12 protein-coding genes are annotated in these 18,771 nt (G+C 59.0%); 4 read left to right on the top strand and 8 right to left on the bottom strand.

What is annotated here, in order from left to right; translation table 11 throughout:
* Positions 1 to 21 precede the first annotated feature (21 nt).
* The 3 genes from RRF64_RS07450 to RRF64_RS07460 form a co-directional block, all read right to left on the bottom strand.
* Positions 22 to 1,728 carry a sodium:solute symporter family protein gene (locus RRF64_RS07450; RefSeq protein WP_323845201.1) on the bottom strand — a complete coding sequence of 569 codons (1,707 nt, stop codon included), beginning with the start codon at positions 1,726 to 1,728 and terminating at the stop codon, positions 22 to 24.
* A 9-nt stretch (positions 1,729 to 1,737) separates the two neighbouring features.
* Positions 1,738 to 2,055, bottom strand: coding sequence for a DUF4212 domain-containing protein (locus RRF64_RS07455; protein WP_323845202.1), 318 nt, complete (start codon positions 2,053 to 2,055; stop codon positions 1,738 to 1,740).
* A gap of 77 nt (positions 2,056 to 2,132) precedes the next feature.
* A complete protein-coding gene (locus tag RRF64_RS07460; protein ID WP_323845203.1) occupies positions 2,133 to 3,449 on the bottom strand; it encodes a DcaP family trimeric outer membrane transporter in 1,317 nt (438 codons plus the stop codon).
* A 219-nt stretch (positions 3,450 to 3,668) separates the two neighbouring features.
* Between RRF64_RS07460 and acs the strand changes: the two genes are divergently transcribed.
* Entirely contained in the window at positions 3,669 to 5,627 is a 1,959-nt protein-coding gene (acs, locus tag RRF64_RS07465) for an acetate--CoA ligase (protein WP_323845204.1), read from the top strand.
* A gap of 223 nt (positions 5,628 to 5,850) precedes the next feature.
* On the top strand, positions 5,851 to 6,555 hold the full coding sequence (locus RRF64_RS07470) for a response regulator transcription factor (RefSeq protein WP_323845205.1): 705 nt from the start codon (positions 5,851 to 5,853) through the stop codon (positions 6,553 to 6,555).
* Between the two features lie 239 nt (positions 6,556 to 6,794).
* On the opposite strand, the gene RRF64_RS07475 is transcribed toward RRF64_RS07470, so the two are convergent.
* Positions 6,795 to 10,310: a hybrid sensor histidine kinase/response regulator gene (locus RRF64_RS07475; protein WP_323845206.1), complete on the bottom strand. Its 3,516-nt coding sequence runs from the start codon at positions 10,308 to 10,310 to the stop codon at positions 6,795 to 6,797.
* 160 nt (positions 10,311 to 10,470) lie between these two features.
* Between RRF64_RS07475 and RRF64_RS07480 the strand changes: the two genes are divergently transcribed.
* Together RRF64_RS07480 and RRF64_RS07485 are read left to right on the top strand one after the other, a co-directional pair.
* Positions 10,471 to 10,764 (top strand): DUF1540 domain-containing protein, encoded by a 294-nt coding sequence (locus tag RRF64_RS07480; RefSeq protein WP_323845207.1) that lies wholly within the window; start codon positions 10,471 to 10,473, stop codon positions 10,762 to 10,764.
* Between the two features lie 150 nt (positions 10,765 to 10,914).
* On the top strand, positions 10,915 to 11,208 hold the full coding sequence (locus tag RRF64_RS07485) for a DUF1540 domain-containing protein (protein ID WP_323845208.1): 294 nt from the start codon (positions 10,915 to 10,917) through the stop codon (positions 11,206 to 11,208).
* 222 nt (positions 11,209 to 11,430) lie between these two features.
* Here the strand turns inward: RRF64_RS07485 and RRF64_RS07490 are convergent, their stop codons facing one another.
* The 4 genes from RRF64_RS07490 to RRF64_RS07505 form a co-directional block, all read right to left on the bottom strand.
* Complete coding sequence (locus RRF64_RS07490) at positions 11,431 to 11,736, bottom strand: hypothetical protein (RefSeq protein ID WP_323845209.1); 306 nt, start codon at positions 11,734 to 11,736, stop codon at positions 11,431 to 11,433.
* A gap of 1,006 nt (positions 11,737 to 12,742) precedes the next feature.
* On the bottom strand, positions 12,743 to 17,362 hold the full coding sequence (locus RRF64_RS07495) for a PAS domain-containing hybrid sensor histidine kinase/response regulator (protein WP_323845210.1): 4,620 nt from the start codon (positions 17,360 to 17,362) through the stop codon (positions 12,743 to 12,745).
* A gap of 179 nt (positions 17,363 to 17,541) precedes the next feature.
* Positions 17,542 to 17,952, bottom strand: a complete 411-nt coding sequence (locus RRF64_RS07500; RefSeq protein WP_323845211.1) for an Hpt domain-containing protein — start codon at positions 17,950 to 17,952, stop codon at positions 17,542 to 17,544.
* Positions 17,949 to 18,659 (bottom strand): response regulator, encoded by a 711-nt coding sequence (locus RRF64_RS07505; RefSeq protein ID WP_323845212.1) that lies wholly within the window; start codon positions 18,657 to 18,659, stop codon positions 17,949 to 17,951. The genes RRF64_RS07500 and RRF64_RS07505 overlap by 4 nt, the downstream gene beginning before the upstream one ends.
* Positions 18,660 to 18,771: the final 112 nt, after the last annotated feature.

An 18,771-nucleotide genomic window follows, 5' to 3' on the forward strand; every position in this document is an offset into this window, starting at 1 on the left:
CCCACCCGCAACTAAGACAACTCAGTGTGCGCTGGCCTCACCGGCTCCTTTCGGGAAACGGATATGTGCCACCATTTCCTGCACATCTTGCGGTGCGTCCGAGGTAAAACGGGCCACGCCGATTGCCACGGCAAAGTTCAGCAGCATACCCAGGGTACCAATGCCCTCCGGTGAGATACCGAACCACCAGTTATCCGGGGTATTCGCCGCTGGATTGATGAACTTGAAGTAGATGATATAGGCGGCGGTAAAAGTGATACCGGAAATCATGCCCGCAATCGCCCCCTCCTTGTTCATGCGCTTGCTGAAGATGCCGAGAATAATCGCCGGGAAGAAGGACGACGCGGCCAGCCCGAACGCAAACGCCACCACCTGGGCGACAAAGCCCGGCGGGTTGATGCCCAGATAGCCGGCGATACAGATAGCAACGGCCGACGCCGCCCGCGCATAGCGCAGTTCCTGCTTGTCGGTGATATGCGGCATCAGGTTACGCTTTAGCAGGTCGTGCGAGATCGAGGTCGAGATCACCAGCAACAGGCCGGCGGAAGTCGACAGTGCTGCGGCGATACCACCGGCCGCTACCAGCGCGATCACCCAGGCCGGCAGGCCGGCGATCTCCGGGTTGGCTAGCACCATAATGTCGCGGTCGATCTTCATTTCGTTGCGCTCATCGCCGGAGTAGAACATCTTTCCATCGCCATTTTTGTCCTCCCACGAGATCAGGCCGGTGCTCTCCCAGTTGCTGATCCAGCTCGGAGCCTCCTCGTAGGCGGTACCCTCGGCCTGGGGGCCGTTGATGGTGTCGATCATGTTCACCCGGGCGAAGGTGGCGATGGCCGGAGCCGTGGTGTACAGCAATGCGATAAAAAGCAACGCCCAGCCGGCGGATTTACGCGCGTCGCGCACTTTCGGCACGGTGAAGAAACGCACGATCACATGTGGCAGGCCGGCGGTACCCACCATCAGTGCTGCGGTAATAAAGAAAACGTCGATGGTGCTCTTGGTTCCCGAGGTGTATTCGGCAAAACCCAGCTCAGTGGACAGCCCATCCAGCTTGTCCAGCAGGTAGGTACCGGAGCCATCGGCCAGTTCAGAGCCGAAGCCAAGCTGCGGGATCACGTGGCCGGTCATCATGATGGAAATGAAAATAGCCGGTACCAGGTAGGCGCAGATCAGTACGCAGTACTGGGCCACCTGGGTATAGGTGATGCCTTTCATGCCGCCGAGCACCGCATAGAAGAACACGATCGCCATACCGATGATGACACCGGTGGCGATGTCCACCTCCAGGAAGCGCGAGAAAACCACCCCTACACCGCGCATCTGCCCTGCCACATAGGTGAAACAGACAAACACGGCACAGATTACCGCCACAGTGCGCGCGGTGTTCGAGTAGTAGCGGTCGCCGATAAATGCCGGCACCGTGAACTTGCCGAACTTGCGCAGGTAGGGGGCCAGGCACAGCGCCAGCAACACATAGCCACCGGTCCAGCCCATCAGGTAGACGGCACCATCATAGCCCATAAAGCTGATCAGGCCCGCCATGGAGATGAACGAGGCTGCCGACATCCAGTCCGCCGCCGTGGCCATGCCGTTGGCCACCGGATTGACGCCACCACTGGCAACATAGAAGTCGTGGGTAGATCCGGCACGGGACCAGATCGCAATACCGATGTACAGCGCAAAGGTCGCGCCGACGATCAGGAAAGTAAGGGTTTGGATATCCATGATCTGCTCCTATTGACCGAACTCTTCTTCGAGTGCTTCTTCAAACTCATCCGGTTCTTCATGATCCTCGTGCACGTTGTACTTGCGATCGAGCTTGTTCATTCTGTGCACGTACACAACGATCAGTGCCAGGAATACATAGATGGAACCCTGTTGGGCAAACCAGAAGCCGAGCTTGAAGCCACCGAAGCGAATCGTGTTCAGCTCATCGACCAGCAGGATGCCACAGCCGAAGGAAACTGCGAACCAGATCGCAAGCAGCGACAGCATCAGGCGCAGATTCTCCTTCCAGTAATCGTCCGCGTGTTGTTCGCTTTCAAAACTCATCTTTCTATCTCCCAAAAAAATTATTAAGAGTTATTATCGAATTATGTGGAGCGCCCTGTTGGACGCTCCGGGAGTCGCTAGAACACATACTTTACCGAAAACTGCAGACGCTGCAGCTCTCCCTCATCGTCGACCAGCGTACCGCTGGTGTTTTCAATCTCCTTGCTGGCAAGAATATATTCGCCACCCAGAGTCATTTTCGGAACCGGCGAATAGAGCAAGTTCAGATGCATGCTCTGGTAGGCTGACGGGGTGGTATCGGAGACGCTGTCCGGGTTATCCGCTTTGGATGCGGACAACACCAGGTTACTGCGCCACTCATCGCTCCAGAAATGCCGCAAGGCAACAAAGCCCCCGCTCTGCTCGATCAACTCGATATCACCATCGGCTTCGATGATACCGGCGCGGTAGCTGTTTAGCCCCATATAGCGACCAAGCGCATTGCCCGAACTCAGCATAAAACGGATATCATCGCGGCCCAACTGATATTTTCCGGAAACACTGATCGCATAACCGCGCACCGACTCATTGTCGGCGCCAATGTCATAAGACAGCTCGCGGCTCATGGAAGCCACCGCGTAACTGAAGTCGCCGGCGCTGTTGTTGTAGCGCAAGACCAGGTCCGGGGTGCTGCCGTCGTCGTAGGGATTTTCGCTGCCGTTGTACAGGGTAGTAGCCGGATTTTCCGCGGCCAGCTGGAAGCTGCCGCTGCCGAATTTGCGCGTATAGCGCAGCTGCGGCTGGCGTTCGAAAATGGTGCCCACCGGCCCGACGAAATCCATCCCCTCTGGAAGAGCGCCAACATTGAAAAAGGTCGACCAAGTCTGGCCAGCGAGCAGGCTATTGCGCTCGTCCATTTGCCAGTCCACATAAGCGTGGCGCATACGCTGGGCATAGGAGTTACTGATGCGCTCATCGCCCTGGCCACTGGCCATCGCATCGATTTCCAGATGCGTATTCACCTGCCCACCAGCGACCGCGGTGTGGCTCTTGATAAACAGACGCGAGGATTTGGCATGGGAATTGAATTTAATGTCACCGCCCTCGCCGCCGATCGGGATGGTCGACGGTACCAGGAAGTCCTCGCCGATGCCGGCGGTCGCGGAATTTCCATCGGAATAGTCACTGAACATGCTGTCCAGCTTCATAAAGCCGCCGATCTCGATCTGCGTGCCCTGTGGTTGCTGGAGCGGCTCCGGGTTGTCTATCACTGCCTGGCGCTGCTGCGCCGCCTCAGCGGCCAGCTTGTCCACCTGCGCCTGCAACTCTTCGATACGGAGCTGCATTTCCTCGGCACTGGTTTGCGCCGCTGCCGACAACGGCACCAGGCTGGCCATCATTGCTGAAATGACGCCCGCTGCGGTGCGGGCAGATTTTATTCTTGTAAGCGACATAGCTCCCTCCGAGCGCTAGTTGTCGAAATACTGCTTTGCCGCCGACGATAAAAGCCTGTTGGACACCACTTTGGAATTAACCATTGGTCTATATTTGCCGCTCTTTAGACCAATGTCTAAGTCCCCCTTTCCTCCGTTTCGACTTTTGTCTAATACGCGCAACTGCGGGAGGATTGCAGAATGCGATATACAAGAACTGGCAAGATGATGAGGCCTAACGTGTCTGAGCAATCCGTCTATCCCGTCCCGCAGCACTACGCCGACAAGTCTCTGCTGAATGAAGTGCAGTACCTCGAGCTATACCACCGCTCCATCGAGGACAACGAGGGTTTCTGGCGCGAACAGGGCCAGAGGCTCGACTGGATCAAGCCCTACAGTCAGGTGAAGGATGTGTCCTTCGCCAAGGACGACCTGCATATCCGCTGGTACGCGGACGGCAGCCTGAATGTCGCCGCCAACTGCCTCGACCGCCACCTAACCGAGCACGGCGACAGCACCGCCATCCTGTGGGTAGGCGACGAACCGGGTGTTTCGCGGGAGATCAGCTACCGTGAGCTGCACAGGGACGTATGCCGCTTTGCCAACGGCCTCAAGTCGATCGGTGTGCGGAAAGGCGATGTGGTCACCATCTATATGCCGATGATCCCGGAAGCAGCGGTGGCCATGCTGGCCTGCGCGCGCATCGGCGCCATTCACTCGGTGGTATTCGCCGGCTTCTCGCCCGAGGCCCTGGCCGGGCGTATGGACGACGGCAACTCCCGCGTCGTGATCACCGCGAATGCCGGCGTGCGCGGCGGCCGCTCGGTGGTACTGAAGGAGAACGTCGACAAGGCCATCGCGCTGTGCCAGGAGACTTCCGTCGACAAAGTGGTGGTGGTCGGTTACACCAGCGACAAGGTCACCTGGCACCCGGGGCGCGACACTGACTACGGTGAGCTGGTGGCGCAACAGAGTGTCGACTGCCCGGTTGCGGAAATGAACGCGGAGGACCCGCTGTTTATCCTGTATACCTCCGGCTCTACCGGTAAACCCAAGGGGGTGCTGCACACCGGTGGCGGCTATCTGACCTACGCCTCCCTGACCCATGAATACGTCTTCGATTACCGCCGCGGCGAGCGCTATTGGTGTGCCGCCGATATCGGCTGGGTCACTGGTCACTCCTATATCATCTATGGTCCGCTGGCCAACGGCGCCACCACCGTGATGTACGAAGGAGTACCGAATTACCCCGACGCGACCCGCGTGGCGCAGATCATCGACGATCACAAGATCGAGATTCTCTACATCGCCCCGACCGCGATTCGCGCGCTGATGGCCGAGGGCGACAAGCCGGTGGCAGGCGCCGACCTCTCCAGCCTGCGCCTGCTGGGCACCGTCGGCGAGCCGATCAACCCCGAGGCGTGGAAGTGGTTTCACCGCACCTTCGGCCGCGGCCATTGCCCCATCGTCGACACCTGGTGGCAGACCGAAACCGGCGCCGCCATGCTGACCCCGCTGCCGGGCGCCACCGCCCTCAAACCCGGCTCCGCCACCCGCCCCTTCCTTGGCGTGCAGCCGGCGCTGGTCGACAACGACGGCAATATTCTCGACGGCGCGGCCGAGGGCAATCTGGTGCTGCTGGACAGCTGGCCCGGGCAGATGCGCACGGTGTTCGGCGATCACCAGCGCTTTATCGACACCTACTTCGGCACCTTCGCCGGTATGTACTTCACCGGTGACGGCGCGCGCCGCGATACCGACGGCTACTACTGGATTACCGGGCGCGTGGATGACGTACTCAATGTGTCCGGCCACCGCATGGGCACTGCCGAGCTGGAGAGCGCGCTGGTCGCTCACGAGGCAGTCGCCGAGGCGGCGGTGGTGGGCTTCCCCCACGACATCAAGGGCCAGGGTATCTACGTCTACGTTACCCTGAACAGCCACATGGAGCCCAGCGAGGAGATGCGCCAGCAACTGCGCAACTGGCTGCGCAGTGAAATAGGCCCCATCGCCACTCCGGACGTAATCCAGTGGGCGCCGGGGCTGCCGAAGACCCGCTCCGGCAAGATCATGCGCCGCATTCTGCGCAAGATCGCCGCCGACGAGTGCGACCAGCTGGGCGATATCTCCACCCTGGCGGACCCGTCGGTGGTACGGCAGTTGATCGACAATCACGCCGAGCTGGCACAGACGGCCTGAGCGCAGTTTGCCGTGTGCCGCGGCGCACACGGCGGGTTTTGACAGCAGAAGCGGCATCGCCCGTCAACGGCGGTGACGTTTAGCCGTGTTCGATAGCAAGAAACAATAAGAATCACTCACAATATCGGCGTACACTGATAAAAATATAATGTGTGTACGCACTCACTCTCGCCGGCCTGCGTGCGGGTCGAGGGAGACCATTGATGATGAGGGAGCGATAACCATGCACTCGAATACCGATAAAGCGGTGCACAAGTTCATTATCGCTGACGACCACCCACTGTTTCGCAGCGCCCTGCGCCAGTCCATTACCCAGGCATTTCCGGGTGCCGAGCTGTACGAGGCGGAGGATATGGACAGCCTGCAGCGCTGCGTGGCCGAACACGGTGATTGCGACCTGCTGTTACTGGATCTGCACATGCCCGGCACGCGGGGATTTAGCGGCCTGATCTTTCTCAATGGCCAGTATCCGGAACTGCCGGTGATGGTGGTATCTGCGAACGAAAAGCCGGAGGTGATGTGCCGCGCGATCGATTACGGCGCCTGCGGTTTTCTGCCCAAGTCGGCACCGGTGGAAACGATCACCACCGCGCTGCGGCAGGTACTGGCTGGCGAAATCTGGCTGCTGCGGGGCGTGGCTGAACAGTGTGCGGCGGCGTCCTCCGACCTGTCCGTGGCCGATGTGGTCGCATCGCTGACGCCACAGCAGTTCCGCGTCGCCACGATGCTCGCCGAAGGCCTGCTGAACAAGCAGATCGCCTATGAAATGAATGTCACCGAGGCGACGGTCAAGGCGCACCTGACGGCGCTGTTCCGCAAACTGGACGTCAGCTCCCGCACCCAGGCGGTGCTGGCACTCGGCAGCCTGGATGTCGAACCGCCCGGACAGTTCACGCCGCCACCGAAGCACGCGCCCGCGCACGTCTGATTTCTTCACTGATTTGCCGGGGCGAGCTTCGTGTTTGTCCGTTTTTGCTTACAGAGTCGTGCACCCAGAATCGAAGGCAAAATGCCGGGGGTCTGTATTTCGAAACCGTCTGCGCAGGGACGGCGCAGACGGAGCTGCAGGGACATATTCATGCGTTTTCGAAATACAATCCCCGGTGCTTTGCCGCCACCGGACCACACCTGACCCAGCCTGCATACGGGCCGAATGCAAACAATTCGCTAAAACTCAACTGCCACTGCCGGCCGCCGCGCCAGCCGCCGCACCAGGTTGCGCAGTGCCGCCGGTTTGACCGGTTTGGAGAGATAAAAGCATCCGCGTGCGACGGCGGCATCGCGTACCTGTTCGGAAATATCCGCACTGATCAGAATGCCCGGCAGCGGCTGTCCCCAGCGCTGATACAGTCCATCCAGCGCCGCGATCCCCGTCTCGTTGCAGTCGAGGTGGTAATCGACGATCACCAGTTGCGGCGGCAGCTCACTGGGCCAGGTGGCCAGCGCCTCCCGCAGTGACCGGACCGCCGTTACCCGGCACCCCCAGCCGCTCAGCAGGCTCTGCATACCGCGCAGTATCGACTCCTCGTTGTCGATACACAGCACCCGGATGCCCGACAGGTCGGCTCCGGCGATTTGCGGTGGTGGCTTCGGCTGCTCGGCCCTGGCCGCCACGCCCAGCGGTATACGGATAGAGAACATCGCCCCGCGTCCCGGACACGACTGCACCGCAATCGGGTGCTGCAGCAGCTCCGCACTTCGTTTCGCGATCGCGAGTCCCAGCCCCAGGCCTTTGTCGGCCGGACCCTCCGCGGATGTCAGGCGCACGAACTCGTCAAAAATCTGCGCCTGCGCCGCGGGCGCAATGCCGGGACCGGTATCCCAGACCTGGATTTCCAGCTCTTCTCCAAACTCCCCTCCGCGCCTGCGCGCGCCGAGGAGTACCTTGCCGCGACTGGTGTAGTGCAGCGCGTTGCTGAGGAAATTCTGCAGGATTCGGCGCAGCAGGTGCCGGTCGCTGTGGACCCAGAGACTGCTGGGGCGGTAGCGCAACTGCAGGCCGCGACTGGCCGCAATCGCCTGGAACTCCGCGGTAAGCGCATCGAGCAGCTCCGCCACCGGGAAGTGCTCGCGCCGCGGGGTCAGGTTGCCGCCGTCCAGCCGGCTGATCTCGCGCAGTGCGCCGATCAGGTGCTCGGCGGTATTGAGTGCACTGTCGATATGGCCGATATCCTCCAGGGTCTCCTCCCAGGCGCTGCGCGCCGCCTTCTGCTGCGCCGAGGCGATAAACAACCGCGCGGCATTGATCGGCTGCAACAGGTCGTGACTGGTGTGGGCGAGAAAGCGGGTCTTGGCAGCATGCAGCTCGCGCATCTGCCCCTCCACCTCGGCGCGACGGCGGTTCTCCGCCTGCAGCGCCTCGTTGCTCTGCAGCAGTTCCGCCGTGCGCTGTTCCACCCGCTCTTCCAACGTGCGCTGGTTTTCTTCCAGTGCGTCCACCGCCGCGCGGTAGTCGCTGATATCGGTAAATGTGGTCACGAAGCCGCCGCCGGGCATTGGGGTGCCGCGCACCTCGACGATGCTGCCGTTCGGCAGCCTGCGCTCGAAGCGGTGTGCACTGCCGTGACGCAGCAACTCCAGGCGCCGCTGGACCTCTGCCTCGAGATCGGCATTGTCGCCGTAGAGGCCGCGCTCGGCATTGTGCCGATACAGTTTTTCCACCGGGCAGCCGATGTAGAGCAGCCGCTCCGGGTAATCGAACAGCTCGATATAGTGCTGGTTCCAGGCCACCAGACGCAGGTCCGCGTCCACCACGCTGATGCCCTGGCTGATGGTCTCCACGGTGGTCTGCAGCAGTTCCTGGGAAAAGCGCAGCTTTTGCGAAGTACCGTCTACCAGCCTCGCTATGTCTTCCAGCTGAAACGGCCGGTTGGCTTGCAGCAGGTCAATGACCTGGTGGGCGGTGGCGGAACCGATAATGCCGGCAAGGACGCTTTCCGCCTCCTGCACCGCAAAGCGCGGCGCCGCGTCGTCCGCCAGCAGACGCTGCTGGCTGCGCCGCTCGAAACCGTTCCAGATCTGTTCCAGCCGTTTGCGACCGACAAACGGCTGCATCAGGCTCTTCAGCTGCCCCACCTGGATCCCGCTCAACTCCAGATTCGCGCCGCCGTCCAGTTCCGACAACTCGACGAAGGCCTCCGCCTGACGGCGGTCGCGCGTCTGCTGACGACTCAGCAAGGATACGGCGATAAACAGCAGCACATTCGCCAGCAGGCTCCAGAAAACACCGTGGCTCAGCGCATCCTGCCCGCCGAGGCCCAGCAGGTGCTCCGGCCGCAGCCAGGACTGGCCCAACAAGCCCTGCGACAGTAGCTGGTGCTGAGGATACAGCGCGGGGAACACCAGGCAGTAGAACCAAAGCCCATAGCCGGCCACTAGTCCGGCCAGCACACCAAACCGGTGGGCGCGGCGCCAGTAGATGGCACCGATCAGCGCCGGCGCCAGCTGCGCCGCGGCGGCAAACGACAGCAGGCCGATGGAAGCCAGCGGTACTACCCCGGTGATCGCCTTGTGCATGCCCCAACTCAGCATCAGTAACAGCAAAATGCTGAGTCGGCGGATCAGGCGTAGGTGATTGCCCAATGACGCAGCCGACAGCGATGTGAAGCGGCTCAGGAACAGCCACAGCGGCGCCACGAGTTCGTTAGAGATCATCACCGCCAGGGTCACAGCGGCGACGATCACCATGCCGGTGGCCGCCGAGAATCCGCCGATATAGGCCAGCAGCGCCAGGCCACTGCTGCCGTTCGCCATTGGCAGTGTCAGAACCAGCCCATCCGGATCCAGCAGCCCCTGCGCCAGCATCGGCTGCCCGGCGAGGGCGATAGGCAAAATCAGCAGTGAAAAGAACCCCAGATACAATGGCAGCAGCCAGCGCGCAGTGCGCAGCTCGCGCTGGTCCTGAAATTCCACCACTGCCATATGGAACTGGCGCGGCAGGCAGATGATGGCCGCGGTGGCCAAAAGTGTCTGGGTGAGAAAATTGGCATCGGGAATCAGTGGATCCAGGTACAGTTCGACGGTCGCATAGCGCTCGCCGGCCACCAGCAACCAACCGGCCATTGCGGCCACAGCGGCAAAGGCCAGTAACTTGACCACGGACTCCAGCGCGATGGCCGCCACCACGCCGCGGTTGCGCTCGCGCCCCTCCAGGTGACGGGTGCCGAAAAGCATCGCGAACACCACCATCAGCAGGGCGGTGGCGAAGGCCGTGTCGAGACCGACCCAGCCGCCGGACTCGCTGCCGGCGCCCACGGTGTCCCAAGCCATGGTCACCGCCCGCAGCTGCAGCGCTATGTAGGGCAGGCTGCCCACGATGGCCAGCAGCGTCACCAGCGCCGACAGCCCCTGACTCTTGCCATAGCGGCAGCCGATAAAGTCGGCGATAGAGGTCACCTTCTGCCGCTCACTCACCAGCATCAGCTTGCGCAGAAAAGCGCCGCCGAACAGGAACAGTAGCATCGGGCCGAGATAGATCGGCAGGTAACTCCAGGTACTGGAAACCGCCTGGCCGACAGCGCCGAAGAAGGTCCACGAGCTGCAGTAGACCGCCAGCGTCAGTGCGTAAATTTGCGGGCGGTAGCGCAGCAGCCACTGTTTGCGATGCTCCGCACGCCAGGCCACCGCAAACAGCAGCGCCACGTAGGCGAGGGCAAAAAACAACAGATAGGGCTTGCCGATCATTCGTTCACTCCGCGCATCGGGTTGTGACGCGTAAGTGATCTTTATACCCGACGCATGATGCGGCCGCCATTAGCGAATCGTCGGTGTCAGTGCTGCATTGACATGGGGCGGGGCTGAACTAGGCTCGAACGTAAAAGCCCCAACTCGAGAGAACTCAGCCATGATCATCGCGACCGATATGCCCGAAGTCGCCAAGTGTGTTGTCAGTCAGTGCGCCTACAACGCCGATGACGCCTGCCACGCGCGCGCCATCACCATCGGCGAGGGCGCGGACCCGGACTGCGACACCTATTTCGACAGCAACAAGCACACCCGCAGCAGCCGCACTGCCGGCGTGGGCGCCTGCAAGATCGAGGACTGCACCCACAACCGGGATTTCGAGTGCACCGCCGACAGTATTCAGGTGGGCGCCTCTGCCGGTACAGCCAACTGCCAGACCTATACCAGGCACTGAACCAGCCCTTTTGTCCTTCTGGCTGATCCCCGCTGAGCATTCAGTTCCGTGGGGGTGAGCGGAAATAATTGCCGCTCCCGAGTGGCTCAATTGACAAGCGACCCCGCTGAACTAGGCTCGTATAAGCCAGACTGTTTAGCGAGGTCCGCTATGATAATCGCCACCGACATGCCGGAAGTCGCCCAGTGCACGGTCTCCACCTGTGCCTACAACACCGACAACAACTGCCACGCGCGCGCCATTACCGTCGGCGATGGCGACAACCCCGGCTGCGACACCTATTTTGCCAACTCCACCCACACGCGCAGCCACCGCGCCGCGGGCGTCGGCGCCTGCAAGGTGGAGGCGTGCGACTTCAATGTCGACTTCGAGTGTTCGGCGGACAGTATTAGCGTCGGCAGGCGAGACAAGGCGGCGAAGTGCCAGACCTGCACCTGCCATTGACCGCCAGACCGGCCTGCGCCAAGGCTCACCGAAAGCCGCAAGCAAGCAGGGGCGGAGCATGTAGCGCCGAGCGCGTTGGGGGAGTCATCCCGGTGGACGAAGATCCTGTCCATGAACACGGCAGCCAGTGGCGGCCGGGCCAGTAGCGATTCTCTTCAGCGCTTAGGGGATCGGCATAGCGGTAATGCCACAGTTTTTCCGCGCCCCAATAGGGGCAAATCGCTACTCGGCCACTATCAGCACCATTTTGCCCTCGCGGGATGCGGACACCTGGATACAGTGATTACCGGGCTGGCCCGACAGGCGCTTCGGCTTCTCTGCCTGTGTTCCCATGTCCCAAACGGTCAGGTAGTAGCTGCTCGCCGGTATTCGGCTGACGCACAGCTGGTCGCTGGCCGGGTTATCGGTCTGGCGCAGCTGCACCCGGGAAGGAATGCGGAGGGTGATACGCGCCGAGGCAGAGGCGCTGACATTGCTTTCGACACCCCAGGTGGTGACAGGCAGGACCACGCCCATACAAAACAGCATACAAACCACAAACTTCCCATACCTCATAGCGCAGGCTTCCTGGTTCCATCTCGGCCACCAGTCTTTCCCTGGTTCGCCACCTGCTCTTTTCAATCTGCAGCCCGGTGGATTTCAATTGGCCGTCGAGAATATGTGGCGCGTGGAGCTCCCTTTGTGCTCACTTACCGCTCCGGGATGACTCTTCGCTCCAGCACACAATAAATATGCGCACAAAGTCTCTGTGTAGGCCGCGCTCAGGCTTGAGGGCGTGGACAGAAATGCGTCCCGGTAAAGATTGAGGGGGCATCTCTGGCCGGCAGAGGCCATACAGCTCAGAAAAAAAGCCACGTTTAGGCGCGGCTAAAAGCCTGGATGGAAAAGGAGCCACTTCGAGAATTGCACAAACCTCTCACGGTTATTATGCAAAGTTTCGAACCCGCATCTCCCACCGATTACGGGTGGGATGATAGGATTTCCTCAAATAAACTCACAGAGAGGGCTGGCAGGAACGCTGGATTCGCAACACTTCGCTAGCGCAAAGACAGATCACCCGTGCAAAGATGATTCAGGCGCTTTCAGGAGGTACCGGTGACGGAGGTGGCTGCCGCTCAGCGGGCTTCGCGCAAAACAGTCCCCAAGTGGAAAACGCGGTTGGCGGAATCCGGATCAAGCGGATTGCCCGCTCGGGCGGGACCAGGGCGTCCGTCGGTGATTGATGGAGAATCAGTGCATCGCGCCCTCAAGCTGACAATGGGCGCTGTTCCCCACGAGGCCACGCACTCCAGTGTGGGCATGGCGACCTGTCTGGCTCGCCAGCTTTGGCAGGCTGCAGATCTGAAGCCGCATCTGCTGAAAACATTCAAGGTCAGCAATCCCCCACTTTGCCAGGAACGAAGTGGGGATCGTGGAACCGATTGATAAACCTTCGCTTCTGAGCCAAGGATTTCTGGATATAACGAAGCCCCGCCTTGACACAGCTGCAGGCCGCCCCTTAGCCAATTGCCACCGAGCTGGGCCGGAATTGCACTTAGTCGCGGACATCGGCCTCAGGCGGTGAGATCATATCGGCGGACTGCGTCCGATTTTCCCTTACCCCCGGCGTTATCCAACGGGCCATAGTACTGAACAGCTCTGCCAGGCGAATAGGTTTCCCAATGTGATCGTTCATACCGGCGGCGAGGACTTTTTCTCGATCACCCGCCATGGCATTTGCGGTGAGCGCCAATACAGGAAGATCCTGCAGCTGCAGCCGCTGGCGAATGAGCCGCGCGGCAGTGTAGCCATCCATAACCGGCATCTGGCAGTCCATTAAAACGCCGTCAAAGGACTGCTCGACGAGCAAGTCAAGAGCCTCTTGCCCGTTACTGGCAATACACACCGCCATCTGTTGATTGATCAGGATCTCGCGCATAAGTTCCTGATTGATCTCATTGTCCTCGACCAGCAGGATGCGGGCATGACGCAATTTCGCCAGATCCTCGCTGCCGGGGCCAGCCTGATTGTTCACGTGTTTTTGAACGGCCGATTTACCCATCGCCACGCGAACAGCATCCAGCAGTGCCGAACGCGTTATCGGCTCGGCAAGGCAGGCTTTATTGTCGATATCCGCCAACTGCGGTTCGTCAGCACCAGCGCTTCGCCCCTCAGTGACTATTACGACCGGCAGCGATGCCAATGCGGGCAGATTGCGAAGCGCTGCGATGGCCTTGAGCGCATTGTCGCCATCGGTTTTCCAATCGACCAGCAACAGCTGCGGCGGAGAATCCTCACTTGCCATTTGAACCGCTCGCTGTATCGCCTCCGGCACGTCGACCACGGCATCAACCACAAATTGGAAGTTGTCCTGCATCTCGGAGAGATACTCCCGGCGTCTGTCGTTGCTCTCGAGCAGTAGAATCCTCACTGGACCTACGTCGACATTCGCTTCAGACTCGCGCTCAACTGCAACCCAGTCGAACTCGGCGGTAAAATAAAATGTCGAACCCTCGCCGATGGTGCTACTCAACCAGATCTCGCCGCCCATCATACTGACCAGACTTTTACTGATTACCAGACCGAGACCGCTGCCGCCATATCGTCGCGTGGTAGAACCATCGGCCTGAGAAAACGCCTGGAACAGTTTACTCTTCTGAGCCTCGGCTATACCGATACCGGTATCCTGAACACTGAATTTCAGTTTGACTCTGGTGTCATTCTGACTTGCCATGGACACAGCAACAGTGATCACACCCCCCGGCTCGGTAAATTTCACCGCATTTGAAACAAGATTGATCAGTATCTGGCCCAGACGCAGCGGATCACCGATCAAACGAGCCGGAAGGTTTCTCTCGATGCGAAACAAGAAATCCAGGCCTTTTTCCTCAACTTTGAGCCCGACTATGCTTGCCAAGTCATTGAGCACCTTATCGAGGCTAAATTCCACGTTTTCCAGATCGAGCCTCCCTGCTTCGATTTTAGAAAAGTCGAGAATCCCATTGACCAGGTCGAGCAGGATTTCGGCCGAGTGGCTGATCTTTTCCACATAGTTCTGTTGCTTAGCGCTCAATTCCGTTTGCAGCGCCAGGCGAGTCATACCAATGATCGCATTCATGGGCGTACGAATTTCATGGGACATGTTGGCCAGAAATTTCGACTTGGTGGATGTTGCTTGTTCAGCCACCTCTTTCGCATGCAACAGCTCCTGCTCGAACTGAAAACGCTCCGTGACATCAGTGGCGATGGCTGCCAGAGCATACACCTGTCCATGGCTGTCAATTAACGGCACCTTGGTGGTCCAGTACTGATGCTCGGTACCATCCGGGTGCAGAAACTGTTCTTCGAAGCTACTCGGCTGCGCCGATGCCATTACTGCCTGATCGCCGGCCATGATTCTGGCGCCGACGTCCGGCCCGAGTACTTCCCGATCGTTTTTCCCGAGCAACTGTTCGACCGGGAAATCGATCAACTGCTCACAGTAAGCGTTGGCAATCAAATAACGGCCATCGCGATCTTTCAAAACTACGGCACTGGGAATGTTATCGATGATGGTGCGCAGTAGGTTTCTACCCCTATTCACCTCTTCTTCAACGCGTTTTCGTTCGGTAATATCTTCAAAAACGAGTACGATACCGCCGCCACTCAACTCGTCTTGTACCGTGCCTGATAGCAGCAGGTGGGCAAACTGTCCTGCCCCCCTGGAAATCAGTACCTCCAAGTTGCGCAGCTCCTGTTTGCCGCCCTGCAACAACTGTATCGGATTTTCATGGTGCGCCAACGGCACACAGTCGGGACTGTAAAAGTTCCAGTCCTGATCATTCGGACTCCAACTGCTATCGCGATTACTCGGAATCTGTAAAATCTCTTCTGCTTTCTGATTCGCAATCCGCAGATAACCATTTCTATCTAGCAGCATGGCGCCATATGGCAAAAAATCGAAAAAGTTCACCAGCCTCTGCCGGCACTGTTCGGCCTCGATCTCCTGATGTTTCTGTGCGGTGATATCCTGATAGACACCGTATAGAGACCGCAGCCGTCCCTGATTTTCACGCACGACCTTGCCGACACAGCGCAACCAGATCACCTTGCCGTCAGCTGGTCGACAATACTGGAACTGCTCATCAAAACCGGATGCCCGATTGCGCAGTACATCTGCAAAAGCCTGGCGAACGGATTTCGAAATCGCCGGGGCGGCGTGACAGATGCGCCTATGACATTCGCCATGCAATTGATAGCGACCATCCGGATGCGTCGTTTCGCCAAGAATGGCCGCCGCTTGTGGCGATAAGTAATAGTGTTGCGGATCGCCGTAATCGTATCGCCAAAAGCCACACTTGGTGAGGCTGAGCGCTACATCACTATAGAAATTGGCCTGTTCCAGTTTCGCATGCGCTCGACGAATGTCAGTCAAATCATGCACCATCGCCAACAAGTGCGGGCGGCCATCGAGCGCAATAGCCGTTAGTGCAACAGTCGCCGGAAATGTTTCACCATTGGCACGGACACACAGCCAGCTGAATTCGGCACAACCTTCGCGCTCTGCGGCCACTATTTGCTCGAATAACTGCAAAGTTGTGCCTTGCCCATCAAGCTGTTCCAGCGGCGACAGGTCTATCGGCTGCAGGGACAACAGGTTACTTTTGCATTCAAAGCCGAACAGCGTCACCGCCATCTGATTACAATCGACGAGATGCTGGCTTTCAAACAGCAAATACGCCTGCGGTGCTGCCTCAAACAAAATTCGGAAACGTTCGACACTGGCACTCAATTCGCGAGTCTGGGCACGTACCTGATCCGCCAGCTGGCGGCGTGTTCGTCTTCCACTCAGCAGGACGATCATGGTCAGAATCAGAGACAGACCAATCACACCTCCGAATGCAAGCCAAATCATGCGGCGGTTGCGGAGGTAGGGCGCCAGTGCCTCGGATTGATCGATTTCAGTAATGACACCGATACCAAGCTCATGGAAGTTGTGCCAAATCCCGATCACCGGAACGCCGCGGTAGTCGTTATAACCATTGACGTTCATTCCGCTGCGACCTTGCAGCAATTGCTCCGCAGCATAGGTCAATAGCCCCGCCTGTGGATGGCCTTCAGTTTTGGAAGTCTGCAGTCGTTGGTCGCCAGGATCCAGCGCCCTGACACCTACCATGCTATCCGGGTTGCCGAACCAATCAGACGGCCATTCGGAGTGATTCAGAAATCGCCCCTCGGTCAAGAAGCGCGCATTATGATCGATGAAATAGGTTTCTCCACTCTCACCCACTCGTCCGGAGCGGCCAATCGCTGACAGACTGGTAGTGAGGTTAAAGCAGTGACCGTAGGCGGCTACCACGTCCCCCTGAGGACCGTATAGAGGAATAAAATAATGTAGGAGCGGCTTATCAAACCGATATCCATTGCCACCGTTCAAGTCTACGGTTCGCGCGTAACTGACCTTCGAAAACAGACGCTCTCCTGAAAACACGCGGCTGAGCAGGCCCGGATTGTCCTGAAGAAATATCGATAGGTTTTGCTCTGCACAGAGACCGTGCCGAAAGGAGTGGCCATTTGGCAAAAAAATGCCAAACCCGCTGGAACTGTTGTCGGGATAGACGATATCAAATGTCCGCACCATTTCCTCGACGCCGGGCGGCGAAGGTGATGGACGGTCTTGCAGCTCACGAACCAGTGTCTGTAACCGTTGCTGATATTCTGGAATATCCAATAGTTCCGCCATGTCACTGGCATGGCCTTTCTTCCACAAATCCAGCCAAAGATAAACCCCGTCATTGACCGCCTTTAGCGTCAATCCAATACTGTTTTGAAGTTCTTTTTCAAGTCGGGACTGTGCGGAACCGACCACAAACATCGATGCGAGCAAGAACAGCAGCACGGCTGAGGTGACGCCATAAACTCGACCACCGCGATCGGATAGCCAGGAATCTGATCGCTTGTTCGCCGATCGAAAGTGAAACCAACTCGAGCCGATCAAGGCCACCGCGAGCAGCAAACCGACAACACCCGCGAAAACCGGAGACGAGATCAGCCAGAAGGCCGGTGTCTTGCCACTGGCCAACTTCGCCTCGGCCATCGAGACTTTGGGCAGCAACAGGCTTATCACTGCCAGCCAAATGGGTTTCGGTCGCCGTTCAGTGGCTATCGGTCTCAAAAATGAAATCAGGCTTAACATGCATACTCCAATTCCTGACGCGGATTGGCATTTCCGGCAGGCATCACATCGGCAAACAACAACGACGGTAGGAAGTTATCCTTGGAAACGCTCTTCACGGGGTTACTATCGACAGGGGGAGGTGTGCAACTGGCAGTGTCCAATTTCTCATTGAGCACCTTGGGTCCCTTAGAACGCGTTTAGAACGCGCTGAGGGAGGGCTTTGGGGCTTCAATTCCGGCCCCATCCGTACAGGGCTTGCCAGCCAAATCGTCCTTAATCTGGGCGAGACGCTGCGCGACACGGTGGAGGTCCGCGTCGATCGACTGAGCAGCTGCCAGGCGATCGATCGAGGCGCCTCGGCGTAACCCATGCTCCATTTGCCGGATCTGCTCCGACAGTGACGTGGCGCCAACGATAGCCAGCGACGTGGCGATCTCGTGGCATGCCGACGCGAACGCCTCCGCCTCCGGCGCATCGGCGCTGGATTCGAGCGCACCGATCATGTTGGGCACCTGCTTGAAAAATACCCGAATCAGCGAGCCAATGGCCGCCTTGTCTATGCCATACTGCGCCTGCAGGGCCTCCAGATCGATAATAAGATCGCTCATAGATCTCCCTCCGTAGCCCATTGCCTCAACCCCTTCCCGGGCGCGTTTATCTCATCGTGAGCAAAGCCATTCTGCGACAGCCAAGCCTCGTCCAACTGTTTTCTGAACCGCAACTGGAAGTGCGCTTCCAGGTAACCGAACAAGCGCTCCCACGGGGCTGGCTTCGACAAGCACGGGATACTGGGGGGAAGGCCTCCGCGGGCGGCAATTTCGGCAGTGTCCAATGCCGTTACGACAATGATGCTGATGTCGGAAAACTCGGGGCGCCGATAAATCTGGTTGATCAGGTGAAAGCCATCGAAGGGCTTCATCACCAGGTCGACGATCAACACATGTGGGCGATTGCGCTCTATGATGAGCAGGGTTTCGACAGCGTCGCGCGCCAGCATCCAATCGACCTGCGGCATCTCTCGCCCCAGCCGAAGATCATACGCATGCTGCATGGTGAGGTTGTCCTCGGCGATCAGTACCTTCAATCGGGATGTGCCGGTCGCTCTTTGGGGCGCACCATGTTGGGTAAGGTACTGGGTTAGCGACGAGATCAGAATTCGCCGATGGCCGCCTAAAGTGCGCATGCCCTGCAATTGATTCTGGTCGACCAAGCGCTGCACCGTGGCTCTGGAAACCCCCAGAAGCGTGGCGGCACCGCCGACGCTAACCAGGGATTTGTTTTCCGGAACCTGATCATCTTTCGTAGAACGGCTCAATTTTTTTGTTCCTCAAGGTGTTGGGCTTCGGGCGCACACTCGAAGGCGTCACCGAAGCGGTTCATGATAATCTCTGACCGGGATCTCCTCGCCGCGCAGCCTCCGAGGGTGA

Source organism: Microbulbifer magnicolonia (assembly GCF_035117725.1).
GTDB classification, from domain to species: domain Bacteria; phylum Pseudomonadota; class Gammaproteobacteria; order Pseudomonadales; family Cellvibrionaceae; genus Microbulbifer; species Microbulbifer magnicolonia.